Annotated in this window: 14 protein-coding genes; 1 reads left to right on the top strand and 13 read right to left on the bottom strand. The window is 49.3% G+C overall.

Translation table 11 applies throughout. The annotated features are described in order from the left end of the window. Positions 1–200: 200 nt before the first annotated feature. From BN1234_RS06005 to helD, 3 genes are all read right to left on the bottom strand, one after another. A complete protein-coding gene (locus BN1234_RS06005; RefSeq protein WP_054955753.1) occupies positions 201–1,223 on the bottom strand; it encodes a thiazole biosynthesis adenylyltransferase ThiF in 1,023 nt (340 codons plus the stop codon). 104 nt (positions 1,224–1,327) lie between these two features. Continuing rightward, positions 1,328–2,203 carry an AraC family transcriptional regulator gene (locus tag BN1234_RS06000; RefSeq protein ID WP_054955752.1) on the bottom strand — a complete coding sequence of 292 codons (876 nt, stop codon included), beginning with the start codon at positions 2,201–2,203 and terminating at the stop codon, positions 1,328–1,330. Between the two features lie 30 nt (positions 2,204–2,233). Next, positions 2,234–4,726, bottom strand: a complete 2,493-nt coding sequence (helD, locus tag BN1234_RS05995) for an RNA polymerase recycling motor HelD (protein ID WP_245640104.1) — start codon at positions 4,724–4,726, stop codon at positions 2,234–2,236. 495 nt (positions 4,727–5,221) lie between these two features. On the opposite strand from helD, the gene BN1234_RS05990 reads away from it, so the two are divergent. Continuing rightward, the gene (locus BN1234_RS05990; RefSeq protein ID WP_054955751.1) at positions 5,222–6,715 is read left to right on the top strand and encodes a peptide MFS transporter; all 1,494 of its coding nucleotides are present in this window, start codon (positions 5,222–5,224) and stop codon (positions 6,713–6,715) included. 184 nt (positions 6,716–6,899) lie between these two features. Here BN1234_RS05990 and BN1234_RS05985 read toward each other — a convergent pair whose 3' ends face one another. The 10 genes from BN1234_RS05985 to BN1234_RS05940 all read right to left on the bottom strand — a co-directional run bounded on the left by BN1234_RS05985 (position 6,900) and on the right by BN1234_RS05940 (position 23,546). Continuing rightward, positions 6,900–7,559, bottom strand: a complete 660-nt coding sequence (locus tag BN1234_RS05985; protein WP_054955750.1) for a GAP family protein — start codon at positions 7,557–7,559, stop codon at positions 6,900–6,902. Positions 7,560–7,585: 26 nt separating this feature from the next. After that, a complete protein-coding gene (locus BN1234_RS05980) occupies positions 7,586–8,332 on the bottom strand; it encodes a MerR family transcriptional regulator (protein ID WP_054955749.1) in 747 nt (248 codons plus the stop codon). 235 nt (positions 8,333–8,567) lie between these two features. Next, complete coding sequence (locus tag BN1234_RS05975; RefSeq protein WP_054955748.1) at positions 8,568–12,617, bottom strand: FIMAH domain-containing protein; 4,050 nt, start codon at positions 12,615–12,617, stop codon at positions 8,568–8,570. Positions 12,618–12,652: 35 nt separating this feature from the next. Beyond that, positions 12,653–13,261, bottom strand: coding sequence for a histidine phosphatase family protein (locus BN1234_RS05970; RefSeq protein WP_054955747.1), 609 nt, complete (start codon positions 13,259–13,261; stop codon positions 12,653–12,655). Positions 13,262–13,394: 133 nt separating this feature from the next. Then, the gene (locus tag BN1234_RS05965; RefSeq protein ID WP_054955746.1) at positions 13,395–15,080 is read right to left on the bottom strand and encodes a response regulator transcription factor; all 1,686 of its coding nucleotides are present in this window, start codon (positions 15,078–15,080) and stop codon (positions 13,395–13,397) included. Then, positions 15,055–16,857 carry a sensor histidine kinase family protein gene (locus tag BN1234_RS05960; RefSeq protein ID WP_170307995.1) on the bottom strand — a complete coding sequence of 601 codons (1,803 nt, stop codon included), beginning with the start codon at positions 16,855–16,857 and terminating at the stop codon, positions 15,055–15,057. The genes BN1234_RS05965 and BN1234_RS05960 overlap by 26 nt, the downstream gene beginning before the upstream one ends. Positions 16,858–16,946: 89 nt before the next feature. After that, complete coding sequence (locus tag BN1234_RS05955; protein ID WP_054955744.1) at positions 16,947–19,949, bottom strand: family 78 glycoside hydrolase catalytic domain; 3,003 nt, start codon at positions 19,947–19,949, stop codon at positions 16,947–16,949. Between the two features lie 34 nt (positions 19,950–19,983). Continuing rightward, positions 19,984–20,871 (bottom strand): carbohydrate ABC transporter permease, encoded by an 888-nt coding sequence (locus BN1234_RS05950; RefSeq protein WP_054955743.1) that lies wholly within the window; start codon positions 20,869–20,871, stop codon positions 19,984–19,986. Positions 20,872–20,888: 17 nt separating this feature from the next. Then, the gene (locus BN1234_RS05945; RefSeq protein WP_054955742.1) at positions 20,889–21,746 is read right to left on the bottom strand and encodes an ABC transporter permease; all 858 of its coding nucleotides are present in this window, start codon (positions 21,744–21,746) and stop codon (positions 20,889–20,891) included. Between the two features lie 120 nt (positions 21,747–21,866). Further along, a complete protein-coding gene (locus BN1234_RS05940; RefSeq protein ID WP_054955741.1) occupies positions 21,867–23,546 on the bottom strand; it encodes an extracellular solute-binding protein in 1,680 nt (559 codons plus the stop codon). Between the last annotated feature and the right edge of the window lie 12 nt (positions 23,547–23,558).

Here is a 23,558-nt window from a genome sequence, read left to right as displayed (position 1 = left end):
CAATTCAACCATTACATTCATTTTATGGGTGGCCGCCACCTTCATGAACTGGCTTTAGATGGAGATTGTTCTCCGTCTGAGGATGGAGATGCAGGGCGGATGATCTACAATTTCAGATATGAAAAAAAGCCGCAGCGATATGCTGGCAGCTCGTTTTTATGCTGATATAAGTAGCATTATGCCTGATGTTAGCCTTGTTCCTACCCCAAATATCGATGATACAGGCTCTTGGCCTGGGCAATATCACTCGTTCCATGCACTAATACCCGTCCGTCTCTAAAAAACACCATTCGATGCTCACCCAAGCTAAAGGACACCAGGAATGAATTGGCCTCGACAAGTCCTCCTTGCATGGACAGCATTGCAGCCAGCTGCTCCAAATCACGTTCCACCCGGTGAGGAGGACGGATCTGAACCGTATCCCTTCCGCACAGCACCGCCGCCTTGGACAAAGGCTGCTGAAATAAATAAGGATATGCTGCACGATCGCCGCATGACGGGCAATCGCTTCTCTTTAAACGGTTAACGCGAATAGAGGTATGCTGATTAGTCCAGACATCAAACGAAACAAGCTCACCACGCAGGGCGTCATGGTTCCCTGTGAGCCATTTGAGCGCTTCCGCCGCCTGATAGGCAACAACCATATGAACGGCCGGAGCGATAATGCCTGCTGTATCGCAAGTGGCTCCGCCGAGCGGAACCGAGTTCAATAAACAGTTTAAGCATGGGGTTTTCCCGGGAATGACCATATAACTTATCCCATAACTGCCTACACAAGCCCCGTAAATCCAGGGAACGTTGTATTTTTGCGAAATATCGTTAATAACAAGTCGTGTCTCAAAATTGTCGGTTGCATCAATCATCAGATCAACGTCCGGAGCAAGCTCCCTCAATTCCTCAGCAGTCGCGTCCATCACATGCGCCCGGATATCCACCTCTGAATTAATCTCTGATAACCGCTGCCGGGCTGCTACAGCCTTCGGTATTCTGCCTTTGGCATCCGATTCCGCATACAGCTGCTGTCGCTGCAGATTGCTGTACTCTACATAATCTCTATCTAAAATCGTCAGTGTGCCAACACCTGCCCGGACAAGGATTTCCGCACTCCCCGTACCAAGTGCGCCTGCACCGATAACCAGTACATGACTGTCCATGAGCCTCCGCTGTCCCTCTTCACCGATCTTCCTAAAGAGCAGCTGTCTGGAGTAACGATCCTGATCCATGTGTTTCCTCTCTTTCTACGCATCTCTCCCCTAAGTATATCCGCAAGCGGTAGATAACGGAAAGTTATAACATAAGGCCGCCCTTTACAGAGGCGGCCTTACACTTATTGTTTTTTCACAACCGGTATCCAGATCTCGCTTCTGAAGGTTGGAGAAGATACATCCTTGCTCTCATTCCATAATATCTCCGGACCCCTGGCGATCTCATAGCTTGCTGAAGGAAACCATTCCGAGTAAATACGTCCCCATACATTTTGCAGTGTCTCTGGAAAGGGTCCGACCGCTTCGAATACGGCCCATGTGGCGGCAGGAACCTTCAATTCTGAAAAATGATCCGGGCACTCTTGGGTCGTAGCTGCGCCAACGTAATGATCAAGCTCCCCCTTCTCCTCCATGCGTCCTTCGGAAAAATGGATGGATGCTTGAATCAATCCCCCAGGTTCCACATTCGAGAGCTGCTTAAGCTCATCAATGTTGTCGCTGGTCAAGCTTTGCCACATGGATGCAATCTCCGGATTTACGCCATGAAACTGGATCGGCACTCTTTTCATCAAGCCCACAATCTGAAAGGCTTCCTTCTCAACGATACGATAATTCATTTCGCTTCCTCCCTGAATCGTTAATTGGAAGGTCAAACGCGGATAAGCTTTAAGTGATGGCCCATGAGATTTCACCAATGAAGGCGATATCCCGTGCAGATTCTGAAACGACCTTGAAAAGGCGTCTGCTGAGCTGTATCCGTATTTTACCGCCACATCCATCACTCTTAAATCACTAGTCTGGAGCTCAAATGCCGCCAGCGTTAGACGTCTTCGCCGGATGTACTCGGACAGTGGGATGCCCGCCATGAACGAGAACATTCTGGAAAAATGATATTCAGAACAGTGCGCCCGCCTCGCTGCTTCTTTAAGATCTATCTCTTCTGCAAGATTCTCCTCAATATAGTGCAAAGCGCTATTCAGATCTGCTAGCCAAGCCATTGCGGATGACCTCCCTTCACGTTCAGATTATCAGGTTTCATTGGTGCCCATCCGACATCTCTTGCACCGTTTTGCAGGGTTCATCTTCCCTGTCTGCTGTTCCACCTCATACAATTGCGTATCTAATGTCTGAATGAACGGTGTCCACTCTCCATTTGCGAACAGCAGAAGCCGATGCATGGCACGCGTACAAGCCGTATAAAATAACTTACGCTCGCTCTCCAGGTGATACGTCTGCGAAGATGCATCGTAGATTAGAACAGCATCGAATTCTACGCCCTTGGCGAGGTAAACCGGGAGGATCAATGTTCCCTTCTCGAAGGTGGGCGTGTTTTTCGTTACGAGCTTCAATCCCTGACATCCTTGAGACGTCAAAAGATCATATGCATCTTTGGCCTCGGCCGCTGTTTTTGTAATGATGCCGATTGAGGTAAAGCCTTCAGCCTGAAGCGACGCAAGATGCTCCGCTATTCTCTCTGCCCGTTTTTCACTGCTTCCCACATTAGTGAGGAGTGGTTTTCTACCGCCACGTTCAAACGGTACAATCTCCTTGGCGTTCGGCAGCAGATGCTTGGTGAATTCCACGATCTCGCGGGTTGACCGGTAACTGCGGACCAAACGAAACAAGTTCGTCTCCGATTCGCCATACAGCCGGATGAGCGGCGTGTCTTCTCCATACAGCTCCGTTGCTTGGGTAAAGATGGCCTGACCGAAATCGCCGAGAACGGTCATGCGGGCACGCGGAAACAGCCTTTTGAGAAACTCATATTGAAACATCGAATAATCCTGTCCTTCGTCGATGAATACATGCCGTACCTCCGTGTTCGTCCTCAAGCCTTCGATGAGTTCTTTTAAATACAGATACGGTGTTGCATCCTCATAGAACAGTTCTTGCCTTGCCAGCTTATCCTTGGTCTGCTCGCAGATCTCCGGCCAGAGTGGTGGCATGCCGGCCCCATTCGTCATCTTCGTAAAGGCGTCTCCCTCTCCGAACAGCTGAACGTATAACTGAACCATATCAATAAATAACATTCGTTTCACGCTTCGCTTTAGCGGTATAAACTGCTCTTTCACGATTGCCCGGCGCAGCAGCTTTTCCTCCCGCTCGGCATAGTCAAAATCGCCTTCGTCCGACCTCCGTTTGCCTTGCACCCTTTCCTGGATTTCTTCATATTGTTCAGCAAAATCAAATACGCCTCTTTCTTTGTGCAGTTGTTGATAAACTTCCGCGTACTGATCCTTATCAAGGTAATCGAGTTCATCCTGCACCCAAGGCGCCTCCCGTTCCTCGCTTTCCAGCAAGGCCAACTCGCGGAGGATCCATTCCTGGAGCATAGCGATACGATTGGTCATACGAATGGAAGGATCATAGCTGTAAAACTTGGCTTTCATCTGTTGAGCCGAGATTAAATCACGATCCCGAAACCGAATGCTGATGAATTGCATGCCTTCCTGCTCCAACCACCGCGCATAATTCTGGAGAGCTTGAAGGAAATCTACAGATGCCTTGTAATGAATCCCGCTCAGACGGGCCTTATACGCTGGAGTCGATTGTTCTGTCAACACGAATTCAATCTGATCGAAGGAATCTTCCAGGCGAAACTTCCGGCCAAGCCAGAGGTCAAGATACTCCTGAAAAGTCGTCTGCTGCATGTTTTCTTCACCGAGCTCAGGAAGAACGGTAGATACATAACTGTTAAACATCGGATTCGGCGAGAACAGAACGATTTGGTCTGCCCGTATCCGATCGCGGTGTTTATACAGCAGGTACGCCACCCGCTGAAGTGCCGCCGAGGTCTTCCCGCTTCCTGCAGCTCCCTGCACGATAAGCATTCGGCTTTTGTCATCGCGGATAATGGCGTTTTGCTCTTTTTGGATTGTGGCAACGATGCTTCTCATCTGATTGTCCGCACCCTTGCCAAGCACCTGCTGCAGCAATTCGTCGCCGATCGTTAGGCTGGTGTCAAACACGTTCTGCAATTGACCCTCGCGGATCTGATACTGCCGTTTCAGCTTCATCGTGCCTGTGACGGTCCCACCTGGCGTTTCATATTGAGCCGCTCCAGGCGAGTGATCGTAATACATACTTGCGATCGGAGTACGCCAGTCATAGACCAGAAAGTCCATGCCATCCGAATCGATGAAGGATGATACACCAATATAAACCTGCTCGGTAAAGTTCAAGTCATCCTCTTGAAAATCGATACGCCCAAAGTAAGGAGAGGGCAGCAGTCGTTTCATGTTCTTCCATTGCTGCACGCGCCCGCGGTGGCTTCGTTCCCGTTCGGACAATATCGCTTCTTGCTGCCTGATGCTGTAAAAGGTCTCTTCAAAATCCTCATCCGTGCTTGTATTTACGGTGACTTCCTCCCAAAATTGCTTACGGATGTCCGTCACCTGACCCTGCAGCCCAGTCACCTCCGGCTCCAATTCGGCAATTCTCTCTTCCAGCTTTTCCGTAACGAGATGCAGCCGTTCCTGTTCCTGCTTCCAATCCTCCGCGTTCACCATACTTTTAAGCATCCTCCTTCATTTCAATTTGAAGAAAAATAATGTTTGACACCCCACAACTCTGTATGATAATATTAAGGTGTAAATAAGATGGGATAACTATTTTGTTTTTCGAAATAATCATTACAGGTTTTCTAATCATAACATAGTGCTTTTTCGTGCGCAACATTAATATTTGTATGTCAGACCCGGCGATTCGCCGGGTCTTTTTATTATGGTTGTGCTGACGGGCAATAAGCCCAGTCCCTGGATCGGAATGCTCTGTTTTGTCTGGATATGAGGGATAATTCTGGGTGTGTGTTCAACAACTTCTTTAACGATGTAAATGATTCCCGCAATGATCCTTCTTATAGAAAACCCCATTAAACGTATGATATACTATTTTTTCAAGCCCGCTGTTGAGTCTAATTAGTCTCAAGGAGTTTAAAATAACTAATAATGGATATTCTTGCTGAGGAGTGAGGCTTTTAGCAGAACATTTATTTGCACCAGGGAGGAATTAGCAACATGAGTAATATTGATAAACAAAAAGTTGTTGATAGTGTTCCACAACGGGGATTTTTTGGACATCCTAAAGGGTTATTTACTCTTTTCTTCACAGAGTTTTGGGAGCGTTTCTCCTATTACGGGATGAAAGCAATCCTTGTTTTTTATATGTATTATGAAGTGAGTAAGGGCGGCCTCGGTATGGATGAGAGCACTGCACTCGCCATCGTGTCTGTCTATGGTTCACTTGTCTATATGTCCGGGATTATTGGGGGCTGGTTAGCGGATCGGATTTTCGGTGAATCCAAAGCTGTGCTCTACGGCGGTATATTGATCATGCTGGGGCACATTACCTTGGCGATACCGGGCAGCTTGGCCTTATTCTTTGTCTCCATGGTTCTGATCGTGCTGGGTACAGGTTTATTGAAGCCTAACGTATCCAGTGTCGTAGGAGAGCTTTACAGTGAACAGGACCAACGCCGGGATGCAGGCTTTAGCATATTCTACATGGGCATCAACATGGGATCATTCCTTGCTCCGCTCATCGTAGGAACCGTCGGCATGAAATACAATTTCCATCTGGGCTTCGGTATCGCAGCAGTCGGTATGTTCCTCGGATTGGTCATGTTTATCGCTACCAAGAAAAAGAACCTCGGCCTTGCAGGCACGGTCGTAGCAAGTCCGTTATCACCAGCGGAACGAAAAAAAGTATTCCGGACGATCGGTATCGGCGCAGTGCTTCTCGCATTGATTATCGCCATTACTGTTCCAATGGGTCTGTTAACGTTTGATTCACTGATTGTTGTCGTAGGTATTCTGGGAATTTTGATTCCAACTATATATTTTATTGTCATGTTCCGCAGTCCGCGAACTACAAGTGTTGAACGTTCCAGACTTATTGCTTATATTCCGCTGTTTATTGCATCGATTATGTTTTGGGCAATTCAAGAGCAGGGCTCAACAATTCTTGCTAACTATGCAGATAAACGGACACAGCTGGATTTTGCCGGAATTCGTATTGAGGCAGCCTGGTTCCAGTCTTTAAATCCTTTGTTCATCATAGCTTTGGCACCGGCATTTGCCTGGTTATGGATGAAGCTTGGCAACCGGCAGCCCTCGATTCCTAAGAAATTCGCCTTGGGCTTGTTATTTGCCGGGTTGTCCTTCCTTGTGATTCTCTTGCCTGCTTACTTCGGCGGGGAAGATTCCTTGGTTAATCCTTTGTGGCTCGTTCTAAGCTACTTCATCGTAGTGCTCGGGGAATTATGTCTGTCTCCTGTAGGGCTGTCAGCGACGACCAAATTGGCGCCTGCCGCTTTCTCGGCCCAGACCATGAGTTTATGGTTCTTATCCAATGCGGCTGCCCAAGCGATTAATGCGCAAATTGTTAAGTTCTACTCACCTGCCACGGAGATGGTATACTTCGGTATCATTGGGGGAGCAGCGATCGTCCTCAGTATTATACTCTTCATGTTCTCCTCAAAAATTCAGGGGTATATGAAAGGGATTCAGTAAGAATTGGGATAGCAAAACAACAGTGGACTAGAATTATAAGCGGCGATTCTCCGGTTATTGGAGAATCGCCGCTTTTTTATTTGATGATCAATACATTCAAGATGATGAGATGCTGAAAACCCATTGTTTGACGAAATATTTGACAATCTATTCCCTGGTTTAGTTGAAGCATACTCTTTCACCATTATAGAAAATCCAGTGTGTTAAAAACTAAAATTAACCCAACTATGCTCATCACCCAAGATAGAGCTGAATTTGAACCGCTTGATATTTTATTACGAAGATTCACTAAGGTCGAATTTATTCGCACTCCAAATATTTTACTTCCCAAAAAGATAAGTATAGCTGGAAGAATCATTATTACATTATAGGCAGCTATGATTGGTAACCACTGATATATAGGCAAATCATTTGTTGTTAATAAACCAATAGCAGCAAAGTACGGTAGAGCTGTACCAGCCTCAATTAAAAAAGTTGTAATACCGATAACGATAATTGAAAATACACTTTGAGTTTTAGGCTTTGGAATCCTGCTTTTTTTATTATTTTTAGGGAGAATAAAGCTGGCTCCAAATAGAATCACCCCAATGATAAAAATAACCCAGCTGAATATTTTATTTTGAAATAAGTTTGAGAAGGCTTCATTTATATAACTTATTCCTGACATCGTCACGATGCCTAATAAGAAATACAATATCGCCACTGTAAATACATATAAAAAAAATCGGGATGTTAGTTTCTTCTGATCCGTCAAAATAAGAAATAGCGTAACACCAATGATTGTCGGACTTAATGTATCTAACAGCGCTAGCCCACCCAAATATATGAAAAGATCTGTTTCCATGTATACCTCCACATCGATTAGGTATCTTAAAGCGATTCTGACTTTCTTGAGATGTAATAAACATAGGCCTTATCCAAAAACCGGAGAACCTCTTGATCCACAGGATAAAGATTGTACTTTTCTGACTCCTCAGGTGATATCCTTATATCCCAGAACTTATCTAAAAATGCATCTTCTTCACCGAAATCTTCACCTTTTTTTACATCCATTCTATTAATAATATTTTGTATGCGTGTATCACGATAACCAAGGTGCATATGCTTTTTTATTTGTCCTAGCAGAGCAATCCACTCTAAAGAATCCGGATCACTACTCGCCATATTCGGGATTTTTTCTAAAACTTCTACGTTTTTAATGCTCAGTTCATCTTTATCAAATGTCAGAACTTCTTTGGAATCCCTATTATATAAACTCATAATATTTTTGATTCTAAATTCTTCTCCATCAATCGCGATCCCGTTTATCAGTTCCCTTAGATTAACTTCTATCTTTGAGAGATGCTCCTTTTCACTTAATACATAAGACAGCTGCTTCATCAGACTGATAGACCAATCCCATTCTTCAGCCTCTAACATCATTTTGATCTGACTTAATTGGAAGCCGATACTTTTTAAGAATTGGATTTGCTGCAGCTTTTTCAGTTCATTGCTCGAATACAATCGATGGCCACCTTGAGTTTTTGATACAGGCTTTAGCAGTTCTATTTTGTCGTAATACCTTAAGGTTCTAACTGAAACTCCACTCATCTTTTTCACTTCGTTAATATGCAACAATAAAATTCCTACTTCCTTAATCTTTATTCGTATTCGTAAAAAATAGAGTTTTGGATAAGTAGCTCTGCTTTGAAGTGTTATCAACAGTATAAAAGATGACGTAAGGTCACTTTCAAGTATTTTAAACATTGAGCTGGATAAAGGTTGATGCTACAAAATAAAGCAGGCTGCCAAAGAAGAGTCCTTGGACAGCCTGCTTATTTTCCTTTTTCACCATTAATTTACACCCATGCGCTTACCAAGCGGCCAGAAAAGCCTCTGCTTTCGTCTGCATCCATGCTTTGGCCTCCGGCGAAACATGCTCCGTCATCGGCTCCTGATTCAGATGTTTCAGAAAATCGCCGATATGCTTTTTCGATTTTTCGGAATCGCCTTTGTCCATCTGGTGTACGGCCTGCTTCAGCGCATTCTCAAGCTGCTTCGCCAGCGGACCGCTAACCTCGCCATCTGTGATGAACTGCTCCAACCCCTGCTGAAGCACAGGCAGATTCACCTTCGTCTGAACAGTCAGCGGCTTGCTTTGCTCCGATTGGCTTCCTTCTGTCTTGGCAACGACTGTAAACGTATACTCTGTATCAGGCAGCAGGCCATCCGCACGGTATACGGCATCTGTCACCGAAGCGGCCAGATCTCCGTTCAGGTAAACGTTATACAACACTTCATCCTCGCCAGCTCCTTCATGCTCCCAGGTAATAACGGCGTAGGTATCCGTCACCTCACCTGCCCGGAGATTCACTGGAGCCGCCAGTTCCTGTCCTTTTCCTGTTGCGAAGCTCCACAGCTCGGATATGGAGCGGCCGCCATGCTGATCTTCAGCTGCTGCATACCAGAAATACGTTCGGTTTGGCTGCAGTCCCTCCCAGGCAGCTTCCGCAGTTTGCCCGCTTTCCACATTCGCGCTGCCGATGACATCAGAGCTGTATACCCGTGCTACAGCCGAATCTGTCGCTACCCGCTTCAGCTGCGGTGTCAGATCCATTTCCAGTGTCAGCTCATCCTTGTTCGGATACTGCTCCGGATCATAATAATTGTAATCATCCTTATACGGGGAATATGTCTTCACTTCCAGGGTATTTCCGGCTGGATTAAAGAGCAGCATCTTCAAATAGCCGTCCCCTCCGTCTCCAAGCGACTGGTAATCCGATAAAATCTGATATACCTTACGATCTGGGGTTCCGTCCCCATCATCATCGAGCTGGGCTGTATTCAGCGCAGACCCGGTGTAATGTCCGTTGATGACCAGAAAGACGTTCCGGTTCGGCTTGACGACCTCTTCCAGTATCTTTTTCCCGTTCGCATTCAGCTGTCCATCAGCCTGAACATAGTCGTGGAAAGCCAGGATCGCCTTGCGGTCGGCAAACTGCTCCAGCACTTGATTCATCCATCGAATTTCTTCGCTGCCTATGCCCCAGCCCATATAAACCATCACGAAGTCGGTGCCCCCGGCAGATATCAGATCATAATGGCCCCGGTTGTCCTTGTATGACTCTCCGTAAAACTCGCGGTCCTTGAAACGTTCCTCTCCGAAATACTTTGAGAACATGGTGTAATCCAGTTCCGGAGATACATCATGGTTACCAGCGGCAACGCCGTAAGGAATACCGGCTTCCTCCAGCATGCTCATCGTCCGGTCACCATTCTCCCATTGGTATACCTGATGATAGTTCTCTACGATATCACCCGTATGGAACACATATTTCGTGTTGTATTCTTCTGCATGATCTCGTATCCATTCCACCTGGGAATCAAAGATATGCGAGAAGGTCTGAGTGTAATACTGGGTGTCTGGAAGCCACATGAAGGAAAACGGCTCTGCCGCTCCTGCTTCCGCTGCTTCTATCTGATCCTGCACCAGGAAGCTGGCAGCTCCTCCGCTGGAGAATTCCCCTGCAGACACACGGCCAACGAGTTCAAATTTATCCTCAGAAGGAGCGATCAATGAATCCAGAGCTTCCCATTGAGACGAATGGTAGTTCCAGGCGTACAGGGTTACCCTGCGCCCTTCCAGCGACCGTCCTTCCCATGAAAACTCTACCTGGCTGTCCTCTGCTAACCCTTCATCCACCTTGATTTCGTACCTGAGATACGGAAACTGTGTCAGCGAATCCTCGGTCAAATACTCACCATCGCTGCTGCTGATCAGGCGCAGCTCTTCCTCCGTAAGCTGGCGCTCGCCCTCCGGCACAAGCTCGGCCGGCGGCTCAGTCTTCGCGGCTCCGGTAAAGACGGCTGTCCGTTCCAGATCATCTGGACGAAGCTCATCGCCCTGGAAGAAGGTCACCTTCATTGGATCTTGAGACGGATCCACTGCTTTTACCTTTAAAACAGCCGAACTCCCGATTTCCCCGGAACCCTGTTCCGGACCTGCCAGCTCCAGAGTCGGATGCTCTTCCACGGTAGTAAAAGCAATCGTACGCTCGCTCCGGTTGCCGGAGCCATCGGTGGCTGTGAGCTGCAGCGTATGCTGGCCTGGCTGAAGCGCAGCTGAAGATGCGGCATACGGCAGCTCAATCAGCTCACCATCAAGCGTTGCCGAGGAGCTCTCTACGTTTGAAACAGCATCAGTAAAGGAAGCACTGATCTCAAACGCACCTTTATACGATTTCTCTTCCATTGAGGTTTGAATGACCGGGCCATCGTTATCCACGGATACCTCTGCAGTCACCCGCTCATTTGTCGCTGTTTCGACAGCTTCGATCTTATGCGTCCCGTCAGGCACATTCCTCGTATCCCACTTGTACAGCAGTGCTCCGGCTTTCTCTGCAGCAATGTCAAACCGGAAATCCACGACGGGAAGGAACCGTCCGTTATCTCCCATATCGAGCACCTTGGCCGGATCACTGTAAGCCGGATCCCTCAGCTCAGTGCCGTCAGCAAGGAGAAGCCGGACATTACGGACGTCGAAATCATCCAGATTACCGTCCAGATTGCCGTCGTATGTAGAAGTATAGGAGCCTGCAGCAATCGTAATGGTATTGATTCCGGCGGTTAATCCGTCTACAGGAACAAGCACAGTCTTATAGCCGGTGACTCCGTAATTAAACAGATGGACAATCCCTCCGTCAAACTTTACGGCGTTCAGATAATTTTTATCTGCACCATTCACATCAAAGGCGAAGTAAGCCGGATGCTCAAGTCCGCGTGACAGCGTCTGCAAGGTCTCACCGTCCACCTTCACCTCTATGGCCGCAAGGTCATCTCCGGCAGCTTTAACCCATGCTTCTCCTTTCAACAGTTCCCCATTGTCCAGGCTGAGCCGAGGGCTGGCATCATCAAAGACCAGGTCGGTCCGTCCTTCTGCGCTCTCCGCAGTCTGCAGTCCATCCGATGCCTCAAATTGATATTCAATAAATGAACTGCCTAGCAGGTCCACCGCCTTGAACGTATGCTCGTAAAGCCCGGCATGCTCTTTGCTTTCCTTCAGAGACACGTTGGTTGTCTCTTCCTGCAGATCTGTGCGGTAGTGGAGAGTCACCGCTTTGACAAGCGAATCATCTTCAACCTTGACGGACAAGGTAACAGGCTCCAGCCTCTCCGCTGTGGTAGGAGACTGATCCGTCAGGACAGGAGGCGTTGTATCGTCCGGCATCATGACCAGCTGATCAGGCACCTGACTGCCCTCCACTGAACCGGGAGTTCCCCGCTTTGTTTTAGAGCTGATCTTGATCATTTCATTGGACCCGTCGTCCGGGTAGCGATAAAATACACCCATGTCACTCACGGCGGCGTCATGCTCTCCATCGTTATAAGCTGCGCTAACCAGCTCATGCCCCGTTTTGGTAGCAACAATGATCCAGCGTGTGCGGCTGCTGTGGAGGCCCGCATCCACCCGGACTACATCCTTGTTCAACTCCAGGTTCGTGCCGTAATGAGCATTGAATTGATCGATGGTGATATTTTTGGTGTTTGCACTCCACAGCCAAAAGATCATCGACTTCCCCGGTTCAATAACAGCACTTTCCGGTACCGTCTTTAACACGAGATCATCATTCGGAGATGTTGGATAACGGTACAGAATTTGATAGTCCTTCAAATCCATCGGCCGATTGGAGTTATTGTATATCTCGAAGTACTCGTAAGCATCATCTGTTGTGCCAGGCGCGTCCGTTGAATTCGGGACAATTTCCGTAACCAGCACAGGCGGCACTCCAGTAGCGGAGCCCTTCCCTGCTTCAGCCGCTGAAACATTTGCCTGTCCGGCTCCTGGCCAAACAACAGCAGCCGACATCATGGCCGCCAGCAGAAGGCTTATTCTGCGGCGCATTACTTTTGTAAGCGTCATCATTTTTCCCCCATTCTGTTTTCAAATTAGGTGAGATCCTACCGGATCGGGCCCGCGTTCAGCTGGACCAATTCCACCCTCCTTCCATCACATTGGAGTGTTGTAATACCGGCATTGTAAACATGAATCTGGCGATAACGGGAAAGAGGCATTCCCAGAATTCGGGCCAAAAACAAGCGATAAACCGTACTGTGGCCTGCAACAGCAATCCTGGCATCGGGGCTGTTCAGCGCTATTTCCTGAAAAAAATCAATAAGGCGATCACTTGCCTCCAGGGCAGTTTCACCTGTCATGCCTATTCGTACGTGGTCGGGCCGCTCGTTCCAGCTGTTCCAGTTCTCCAAGTATGATCCTTGGATTTCCGGAGGGCGAAGCCCCTCCCATGCTCCAAAATCCATCTCCGTCAAACGATCATCGGTGATCACATTCAGTCCTCTGGACTCGGCGATTCGCTCCGCCGTACGTACTGCCCTGATTAACGGAGAGCTGTAAACCGCATCGAGCCGGGTCCCCGACATTAGCCTGGCAGCTTCCCTAACCTGATCCTCCCCCTTATCCGACAATACGATGTCGCTTCTGCCGCAGTAGCGGTTTCCGTCGCTGTTCCACTCTGTTTCTCCATGCCGGATCAAGTAAAACCGGGTCATACCTGACCTCCATTTCTTCAGTTTCATCCGGTGTTAATATGCCTTTTAGGCAGCTTCCCCCGGATGTACTGTCATTATAGCCCTCTAAAAATCGGGGTATCCACAATACAATTTTTACTTTTCATATAACTTTTTAAGGCGAGCTGTCTACGATTGAACGCTTCGCACAGCGTTCCCTGTATTCCTGAGGGGTGAGATTCATTTCTTTCTTGAACACCTTTGAAAAGTAATAAGAGGTCTCGAAGCCTACCCGGGTTGCCACCTCGTGTACTCTCAGCCGCGGGTCGGCCAGAAGCTCCTTTGCTTTATGAATTCGAATCTCCTTGATATAATCTGACAGCCGGTAGCCTGTCGCCTGTTTATACAGCCTCGACAGATAAGCCGGATGAAGCCCGACAAGGTCTGCCAAATAGTCGAGGGATACATCCCCATTAAAATGGGTCTCAATATATTGATGAAGCGTGGACAAAATCCAGCCGGTCCGGTTCTTCTGGTCACTGCCCCGGAGTGAGAACAGCTGGGCCGCCAGCCTTGAGAAATAGACCTCCGCTTCCTCCCAGGAACGAAACATTTTTTTGCCGAGAAGCGGGTCCAGGCTGATTTTTCCGGCGGTCTCTTCCATCAGCTCGGACTGGTTGATATAAGATAAATACAAGGAAATGAGCCCATACTGAATTTCAAGCAGGGAGGTATAATATTCAGGCTGTTTAGCCAATCGCTGCGCAAATTCCGAGATCTCCCGGTAAATGTCCAGGAAATCCTCCTGCTCCCCGCTTTCGAGATGATCCTGCAGGCGTTTGAGCTTTCGCAGCTGCAGAACCAGCTCCTGCCGGATCGCTTCCTCGCGGCTTCCGCAGGGTCCCTTACCGGAAACGGGGCTGTCCTGCACAATCATTTCCCTCCCGAGGCCAAGGCCTCTCCACAGCATCTGCTGAAGCTTCAGGTATTGAACCGGCGTATCCATCCAGCTGCAGGCATCATGGCTGACCGCCACGGAGACCGGCAGCTTTAGAAGCCCCTCGCATGCTTCCTGAATATCCGACATCGTGCCCATTACATAGGTTAAGCAGGATTTCCAATCGGACAGGCTCTCCGCCTTCGTGGAGGGCTGGATGAACCAAACAAGATGTTGATTGCCGTCCGCGCAGAACGCGCTTCGAACGGGATTCAGAAACTCGGCAGCAATATTGTCAATTCCGTAAATGAGCAGCGGCTTATCAGACGGCTTGATCAGTTCCCGCCAGTGATCCACCCGCGCGGCAACCAGCAGCACTCTTTCATCAGAATCAAAGGGCAGCTGGAGATCCTGAAACCGCTCAGGGCCGAGCTGCCCCGGCGGAAGCTCTCCCTGGAGCAGGCTCCAGAGGTACTCTTTTTGCAGCATCGGCCTTGCAGCCTTGAATTTCTGCTCGGCTTTCACCATGTACTGCTCCACCACCGTGTCCTTCTTCAGACTCGCCAGCGCCTTGTTCAATGAAGCCAGAATCGCATCATCATTCTCGATTTTCAGAATAAAATCAACGGCTCCGTGCCGAAGCGCGGACTGCACATAATCAAAATCATTGTACGCCGTCAGAAAAATCACCCGGCAGCGCGGCCACAGCTGAACCATCCGCTGCTGAAGCTCAAGACCTGTCATGCCCGGCATATGAATGTCCATGAGCGCGATATGAAACTTTGTTTTTTCTATAATCTGTGCAGCCTCCTGCGCAGAATACGCCCGGTACACCTCCATCTCCACCGGACTCCAATCCAAAAGCTGATCATACAGAAGGTTTACTATTTTCGGTTCGTCATCCACGATCAGGATATTGTACATCATTCTCCTCCTTGGTTAATGGGATCTTGATTTCAACCCTTAGTCCACCGTCAGGAATATTGTGCAGCTCGAGTCCTGCCGTCGGTCCATACCGGAGCTTCAGTCTCCGGTTTACATTGACCAGCCCGGTTGTCTCCATATCATCCTCCACACGGGCCAGGGCTGCGGTCAGCTGCTGTAATTCCTCCTCTGTCATTCCCTCCCCGTTATCCTCAACCATAATGATTAAATGCTCGTTCTTTTTGTGGAAATTCACCCGGATCAATCCGTCTCTTACCTTGTTCTTAAGGCCGTGTTCATAGACATTTTCCACCACCGGCTGAACGATCAGGCGCGGAACCCCAATCTCATGGAAGGCATCCGGAAGGTCGTCAAAATCAATTCTGATCCGGTCCTCAAACCGGAAATCCTGAATCTGAACATAGGTCCTCGCATAATTGACCTCCTCCACCAGAGGCACCTCGTCTGAATGGGTCCGAGTAACAAACCGGAAGTAGCTGCCCAAATAATCGGACAACCGGGAGATGCTCTCATAATCCTCATATTTAGCCATACGGGACAGGACAAAAAAGCTGTTGTACAAAAAATGCGGATTGATCTGGGACTGCAGCTGGCGAAGCTCGGACAGATTTGCCCGGTACTTCTGCTCATACACCTCGTGAATCAGCTCATTGATCCGTCTGACCATGCCATTGAACTGCTGATATAAATAATAGAATTCATCCGATCGCTTTTGCTTGATTTCGATGTTCAGGTTGCCATCCTCTACACGCTGAAAAGCCCTCACCAGCCTTTTAATGGGAAGATGAATCTGCCTGAATATCCAGTAGGAGAACCAGATAGAAACCACGATGGAGAAGCCTGACAGCAGCCAGAACCAGACCCGGTTGCGTGCCTGAGAGCCGAGCATATCTCCCTCTGGCATATACATCAGCAGGCTGATTCCAAGCTGCGGGGATTCATGATAAGCAATCCAGTGTTTCTTATCCTTGATCTCCGCGGTCGTAAATCCGCCGTTATCCGAAGGACCGCCACCCTCCTCTTTTTCCCGCTGTTTCCGAAGCAAGGAAAGGGATGCCTGCAGCATCTCTATATCCGGATCCGTAGACACCGACCAAAGGCCATCCTGTCCGATCAGCATCGCTCCACCGCTGCTGCCAATCTTCAGACGCTTCAGCACATCCCGGATTTGATTCTGTGAAATTTCTGCACTGACGAGAAAGATGGGGTCCTCATCGTTAATCAGAGCCAGATCCGAATAGGGAAAGCTGACAAACAACCGGTTATTCCAAAAAACAAACGGATGCTGGTTCCGCGAACTGACTGACCTAAGCGCTTCGTACTCCTCCCCCGGAATTTTGTCGTAAAAATGAATGGCCGATACGATCCGCTTCTGCTCCGGCAGAAACACATCTGCATCCATGATGTAGTTGTTTGAGTTCATCATGGTTTTGAGCCGTGCATTAATGGCATACACAGCTTCCCGGAATTCAACATCATCCATAATGGATGCCGCAAAGCTGAGCCTTCTCAGCTGTCGGTCATTAATAAACTCCTTCTCCATCTGGATAATCCTGGAGAACTCATTCTCAAGCAGCCGGATATAAAAGCTGACACGCGAATTCATGGAATTCTCGATTTCCCGTCGAACTGAAGCTTCTCCTTCTTCGTTCATAGCGAGACTGATCATATAAACCGGAACCAGAACGATGAGAAAGGAAGCAATCAGCTTCGCATAAATACTTGATAGCCGTTTGCGAAGTTTTATGGATTTCACCTCCTGTCTATAAAAAGGCATTCCACAATAAAAGGGGAATGTCCTTTTTTACAAAGAACATTCCCCTTTAGGCGGTCATGGCTGTATTTTTACACCGTCAACGCATCAGCGTCGATACCAATACGGTGAATTTGAACCTTTCCACGGACGCCCTCTGGCAGCTTCACTTCGGCTTCCACTGTATCCGGCAGCCAAACCTGCAGGCTCATGAATCCTTCCGGATCCAGCTTCCAGGCCACATCGATCCGGCCGTCTTGCGGAAGCGGAACGCTTCCCCGGGCCCAAGTCAAGCCGCAAAGCTCCGGCTGGATAGAAACCTTGCTCCAGCCGGCCGTCTCACCCTGAACACCAAGAACCGTCGTACCGAGGAAATAGCCGGGGGCTGCCGACCAGGCATGGCAGTGGCTTCGCGTCAAATTCTGCGGATCAGGCTTGCCGTCCTTCAGCTTGGGGTACATCTCCCAGCAGGTGGTCGCATCATATTCGATCATCTGCGCGTACTGGGTCCGAATATCCTCAATCATGTCCTGATGGCGCCCTGCCTGTATAAGCGCCTCGTAGTAGAAGAAGGCCATGAACGGACTGCCGATGGGTACAAATCCTTCCGGCTCCACATCTAAATAGCCGAGAATCCGTTCCTTGCGCTCTCCGTCAGGAATCCGGCAGAGCAGCGCCGTTACCTGTGACTGCATGCTGAAGATGGAAGAAGGTCTGCCATCAGCATGGATACAGTCCAGATATGCCTGCTGTTCTTCCGACCAAAGATGAGCATTGATCGCTTGCCGCAGCTCCTCCGATGCCTTCAGATAAGCCGCCTGCTTATCCTGGTCACCGGTCAACTCCGCAATTTCCGCCGCGGAGCGAAGTGCACGGACAAGGAACATATTCTGGTGTGATACCACGCCTTCCCTTGGCTGGTCGATCGGCGCCCAATCCAGGAAGTTCCATGCATCCAGGGAGAGCAGTCCCTGTGAATCACGAAGCATTAAATAATGATCCAGCGTGTATACGACATCCGGCCAGATCCGGTACAGGAAGTCCTCTTTACCTGTCCGGGCATAATATTCCCGGCAGGCAATGACCCAGAAAAAGGTCCAGTTCGGAATGACGCTGCTCCAGCCGGTCGGTACCTGATCCGCATACAGCGGCGTCATGTCCCGTGAGCCCGGCACCAGGTCCAGGCATCTTTCCACCAATTCCTCGGCACCGAACAGATAATAGCCGATGAGCGCTTCATTCCGGCTGTCCCCGACCCAGAAGGTCTGCTCATACATCGGGCAGTCTACAAAGGTATCTTCCATACACAGCCGGGTCGTATGACGGCTCATTTTCCAGGCCTCATTCAGCAGCGAATCCGAGCAGAGGAACCGTCCTACTTCCGGAGCAGGATAATGGCTTTGCAATAAGTGGATCTGATGCACCTTCACCGGCCGTGAGGCTCCCCGTACAGTGATCATCAGATACCGGAAGCCCCTCCGTACTGGAGAAACGTACGTCTGCCGGCCCTCCCGGCAGGTATACCGGAACGTATTTTCCAGATAATTAGTATATTGAATCCAGCCATCCTGCATATGCTCGAAACCGTAGAAATCAAGAATGGTTCCGTCTCCGGCCTCGACATCAAAGGAAATATACCCGGCCCCCTGCTTGCCGAAGTCAACGATGATCTCTGTATCCGCGCCGGCAAACATGGGAATCGCGGCTGGAATACGGTTAACTGCAGCCAGCTGCTGCAGCGAGCGGGGCACCGGAAGTGCCTGCTCCTTCTTCTTCCATACAGCAAGCGCGGAAACAGATTCCTTCGCTGCATAAGCTTCCGGCATGGGCCGAATCCATTCCTGATAGGCGGACAGCTCCTCCTTACGAGAGGAGATGCCGATCGAACGGAACAGATCCAGAGTTTCCAGTGAAGCTGTATCCCCGCCCTCTACGGTGCTTTCAAAGTCACCGCAAGCCTTGATGATCCTTTGCTTGGCTCTTTCCTCCTCGCCATAACGGTGATCAATATATTCAAACATCTCAAACGGCCCGATCGAGATAAACGGAGACATCCCCTCCATCCTGGACGCATCTTGGTCAGGAGAGACCACGGTAAAGGAAACATCGGCATCTAAACCAAAAATAATATTCCTTCCATGTTCACTTCCGGCCATAACAATCAGAACGAGATTATCCCCCGCCTGAAGCGAAAACTCAAGGAACTTCTCAGATCGGATGCCTTTCATGCCGCTCTTTTCAAACCGGACGCCGTTTATAATAACAGCTTGTAAAGTTGGAGGCGTATGAGCAAAGCTCATTACGGCACTCCCCGCCCGCTCAGCCCGGATTACAGTGCCTAGGAAGCCCGCAAAGTTATAGGCATTCGCATGATTCTGACTTTCCGGTGCCATCTGGGCCCGGGTATCCAGTGTGGTTGTCCAGCGATAAGGCTCCACCCGCTTAAGAGATTGTACACGTACCGGAAAGACGGGTTCCTCCGTGAGAAACGGAATGCTGCGCGGCACCAATTCAGTCCATGGGGACATACCTGCCGGTCCGATAACCCGGGCCTGTTCCCAGCTGCTGTCGTCATATCCGCACATCATCCATTCCGGGTCAAATTGCCGTGCATCGATTCGCTCCGTAAAGGCCAGCTGCATAGCCATACGCTGAGCCTTCGGATCCTGCCCCGGATGCTTGAGCGCTTTCCAGCTGCCATCCGTAACAATCTGCGGGGCAGATTGGTTTCCTTCTGGCAGTTCCAGCTGAACGAGCAGACCGCCCCGTCCTCTTACGTAGGAGAAGGTGGAAGTACCGAAGTGCTGTACCAACACAGCAATCACATTTCCTTCTCCTTCCCGAAGCAAATCCCCGACCTCATACGTATCGTAGGATTGCTGAGCCGGCCAGCTCCGTGAAGGGCCCTGGCCGACTCTTACCCCATTCACGTAAAGAACATATCTTGAATCTGCCGTGATCGAGAGCTTAGCACCGGGCGCCTCCATCGGCTGCAGCGTAAAATTTTTACGAAAGCACCACCATTCATTCCTCGGGCTTTCTTCCTCTCCGCCCCAAATCCACTCCGCCTTCCAGTCTGCCTTCTGTTCATTCATCCTCCCAGAAGCCCCCTTGTCATGATTGATTACGTTATCCTTTGACACTTCCCATCACCATTCCTTTCATGAAATACTTCTGAAGAAACGGATATACGAGAAGGATCGGCAATGCCCCAAGTAAGATTTGAGCTGCTCTGGTCGTCCTTTCTGATACGTTTTCAGCCATTTTCAAGGCATCCTCCGATCCCAGATTGGTAAAGTCCAGCGTGATAATAATCGTACGCAGATAAGTCTGCAGCGGGTACTGATCCGGAGATTTCATATAAATCATTCCGTCAAACCAGGCGTTCCAATGACCCACCGTAGAGAAAAGCGTGACTGTTGCAATGACGGGAAGGGAAAGCGGAACAAATATCCGCGTGAGCATCGTAAAATGTCCTGCCCCATCAATAAAGGCCGCATCTTCAATCTCCCTGGGCAGCTGGCGGAAGAAGTTCAGCATCAGCACCACGCTAAAGACCGGAACCGCTCCAGGCAAAATAAGCGCCCAAATTGAGTTGATGATCCCCGTCTCCTTCACAACCATGTACGTAGGGATCAGGCCGCCGTGTACCAGCATCGTAAAGACAACAAACCAGGCATACACCGTTCTCCAGGGAAATACATGCGTTTCTTTCGACAGCGGATAAGCCATCAGGATAATGAGCAGCAGGTTGATCGGAAGACCTAAGAACACCCTTTGCAGAGTGACCAAAAGTGCGTTCAGAAAATTCGGCTTGCCGAGCACGAACCGGTAGGCGTCGAGCGTAAAATCAACCGGCCACAGGCTGACAAAGCCGGATGCAGCCGCCTGGTCCGAACTGAAGGAAATGGCCCAGATATGAACCAGCGGCAGAACACACAGCAGTGACAGGAAGATCATGAAGACGTAGTTGGCTGTAATGAGTGTCCGCGAAGCCCAGGATTTGTCCTCAACCACAGTTTCAGTCTCCTTCCTTAGAAAATTCGATAGTTGGCGAAGCGATAAGCCATATAATAAGACGTCGAGATGAGCACCAGAGACACGGCTGATTTAAACAGTCCGATTGCAGTGGCCAAGCCGTACTGGGCTTGAACCAATCCCATCCGGTAGACCAGCGTATCAATAATATCTCCGGTTTCATACACAGTTGGGCTGTACAGGTTGAACACCTGCTCGAAGCCCGCGTTTAAAATTTGCCCCATGCTGAGTGTGGCCATCAGAATGATGACTGGCATCATCCCCGGCAGCGTAATATTGATCGTTTGCTTCCATCTTGAGGCCCCGTCCACTACCGCCGCTTCGTAAAGACTCGGGTTAATGCTTGTGAGCGCCGCCAAATAGACAATTGTACTAAAGCCAAAATCCTTCCAAAGATCTGATCCGACAAGCACATACGGGAAAATATCCGGATTACCTAAAAAGAACACGGGCTCGAAGCCCAAGGCGGTAATGATCTGATTGATGATCCCCTTGCTTGGGGACAAAATATCGATCAGAATTCCGCCCAAAATGACCCATGACATAAAATGCGGTAGATAAATCAGGGTCTGCACCGTTCGTTTCACTGCCCTGATTCGCATTTCGTTGAGCAGCAGCGCGATCAGAATCGGAAAGATTTGACCGGTTATCACCTTAAGCAGTGAAATATAAAAGGTGTTCCACAGCACTTGATAAAAGTTCGGAAGCTCCAAAATATATTTGAAGTTCTCCCATCCCGTCCACTCCGATTTGAAAAAGCCTTTAGCCGGAATAAAGTCTTGAAAAGCGATGACAAACCCGAAGGTTGGGAAATAATGATACACCAGGAGCAATATTGCTCCTGGCAGAAACATCAGATGGAGAGGCCACCTAGAATAAAGTGAGCTGCGGCCTGTTAACCTTGGCGCCCGTTTTCGGGCAGGTGCCGGGCCTGCTTCTTTTGCTATAGTACGGATGATCCTCACCTCTTTTACCTATTTTTTCTGACTGGCATACCAATCGTTGACTTCCTTCGTGATTTCATCCCCGCCGAGCTTTTTCCAGTTTTCAACGAAGGCATCAAAGCTGTCGATCGGCTCACCCTGGACGATGTTCATATAAGTTTGCTGCATTAAATCCCCAACGGTACTGTTACGCTTGACCATCGTACTTGTGGGGATGCCCTGATAGGCGTCCGGAAGCAGCAGGCCCTCATTAACATAATGATTTAAAACGCCGAGCGAGCCTTCCGGACCGAAGATTTTGGCATAATTCCACATGCTCTTGTCGCCGTCCAGATACTGCTTCACCTGGTTGTAGTTGCCCAGCTGTCCGGGATTCAGCTTGCTCGTATCTCCGGTTTTGAGCGCTTCGCCGATCATGAGGTAGTTGTCGAGATTTTTTCTCGCCCCATAGGTTCTCACTGTATAGTACTTATGGGTCGGGAAGCCGTTATCATAGTCAAATTTGCCGTCAGCCGTCTCACCGAACCATTTCTCCACCCAGAGATTCATCATTTTCATGATAGCCTCAGGATTTTTGCTGTTCTTGTTGACCACGAAGTAAACTGGCGGCATCGAGGAGATTTGCGGTCTGGCCGTCTCCCCGTCTATGGAAGGCAGCGGATAGCACTCCCATACGGCATTCGGGTCATTCTGTACTGATTTATTTAGGTTGGACAGCGGCTCCGCCATTCCCCCGAATATCATACCTATACGTCCAGCAGCCAGGTCTTCCTGGATCTGCGGCGTTCCTTTAACCGTAAATTCCTTGTCGATCTCCCCTGCTTTATACATCTCCTGAAGCTTGGCAAGCGCAGCCTTCATCTCTGGCTGGACACCGCCGTGAACGAGCTGCCCTGTGCTTTCATCAAGAACCCACATGTTTTTGTAAGCATGGAAGCTGTTGAAAAAGCCGGTCATGCCGCCAAATCCGGAAAAAATGTCTTTTCGGAAGCCGATTCCGAAGGTATCGTTCTTTCCGTTCTTGTCAGGATCTTGTTTTGTGAAAGCGCTTGAAATTTTGAACACGTCATCCATGGTCTTCGGCTCCGGAAGCCCCAGGTTATCGAGCCAGTCTTTCCGGACCCACAGCATCATGGCTCCGTCCATTGCTGCCGTGGTATACGGCAAAGCCATCAGTTTACCGTCAAAGGTAGCCGATTCGATACCGACTCCGCCGTCCTCACGCAGTTTTTCATCCGCCAGAGGCGAGATGCTGTTCTTATATGCTTCCGTTAAATCGGCCAGTTGGTCAGCGTCCACCAGCTGCTGCAGCTGTGTCGGAGTAACCTGGAAAACATCCGGCAGGTCACCGGAGGCGATCGCAACATTAAGCTTTTCGTTATACTGTGATTCATCCACCGTCCACACGTCTTCAATCTGGATGCCGTCCTCTTCCAGAAGGGTACGGGTCCACAAGTTATTGCTCATGGAATCCCCCTCGGGGAAGGTCGTGTTGACCGCTTGAGACAGCACCATTCTCACTTTAATCGGCGGGTCGTACTTGGACTTGGCATTGGGATCCTGGTTTTCCTTGGACACCGGAGCAGGTGCAGGTGCAGGTGGCGCCGGATCGGCCGCGGGCTTGCTTTCGCCGCCTCCGCATCCACTGAGCGCGGCAGCGAGGGCCAGGGTAACGGTTAGCATAACACTCATACGTTTAACAAGCTGCATCAATTACTCCCC

The sequence above is a fragment of the Paenibacillus dakarensis genome, assembly GCF_001373415.1.
GTDB lineage: Bacteria > Bacillota > Bacilli > Paenibacillales > Paenibacillaceae > Paenibacillus_AQ > Paenibacillus_AQ dakarensis.
Note: the sequence above shows the minus strand (reverse complement) of the source record. Positions and strands in the feature narration are given on the sequence as shown.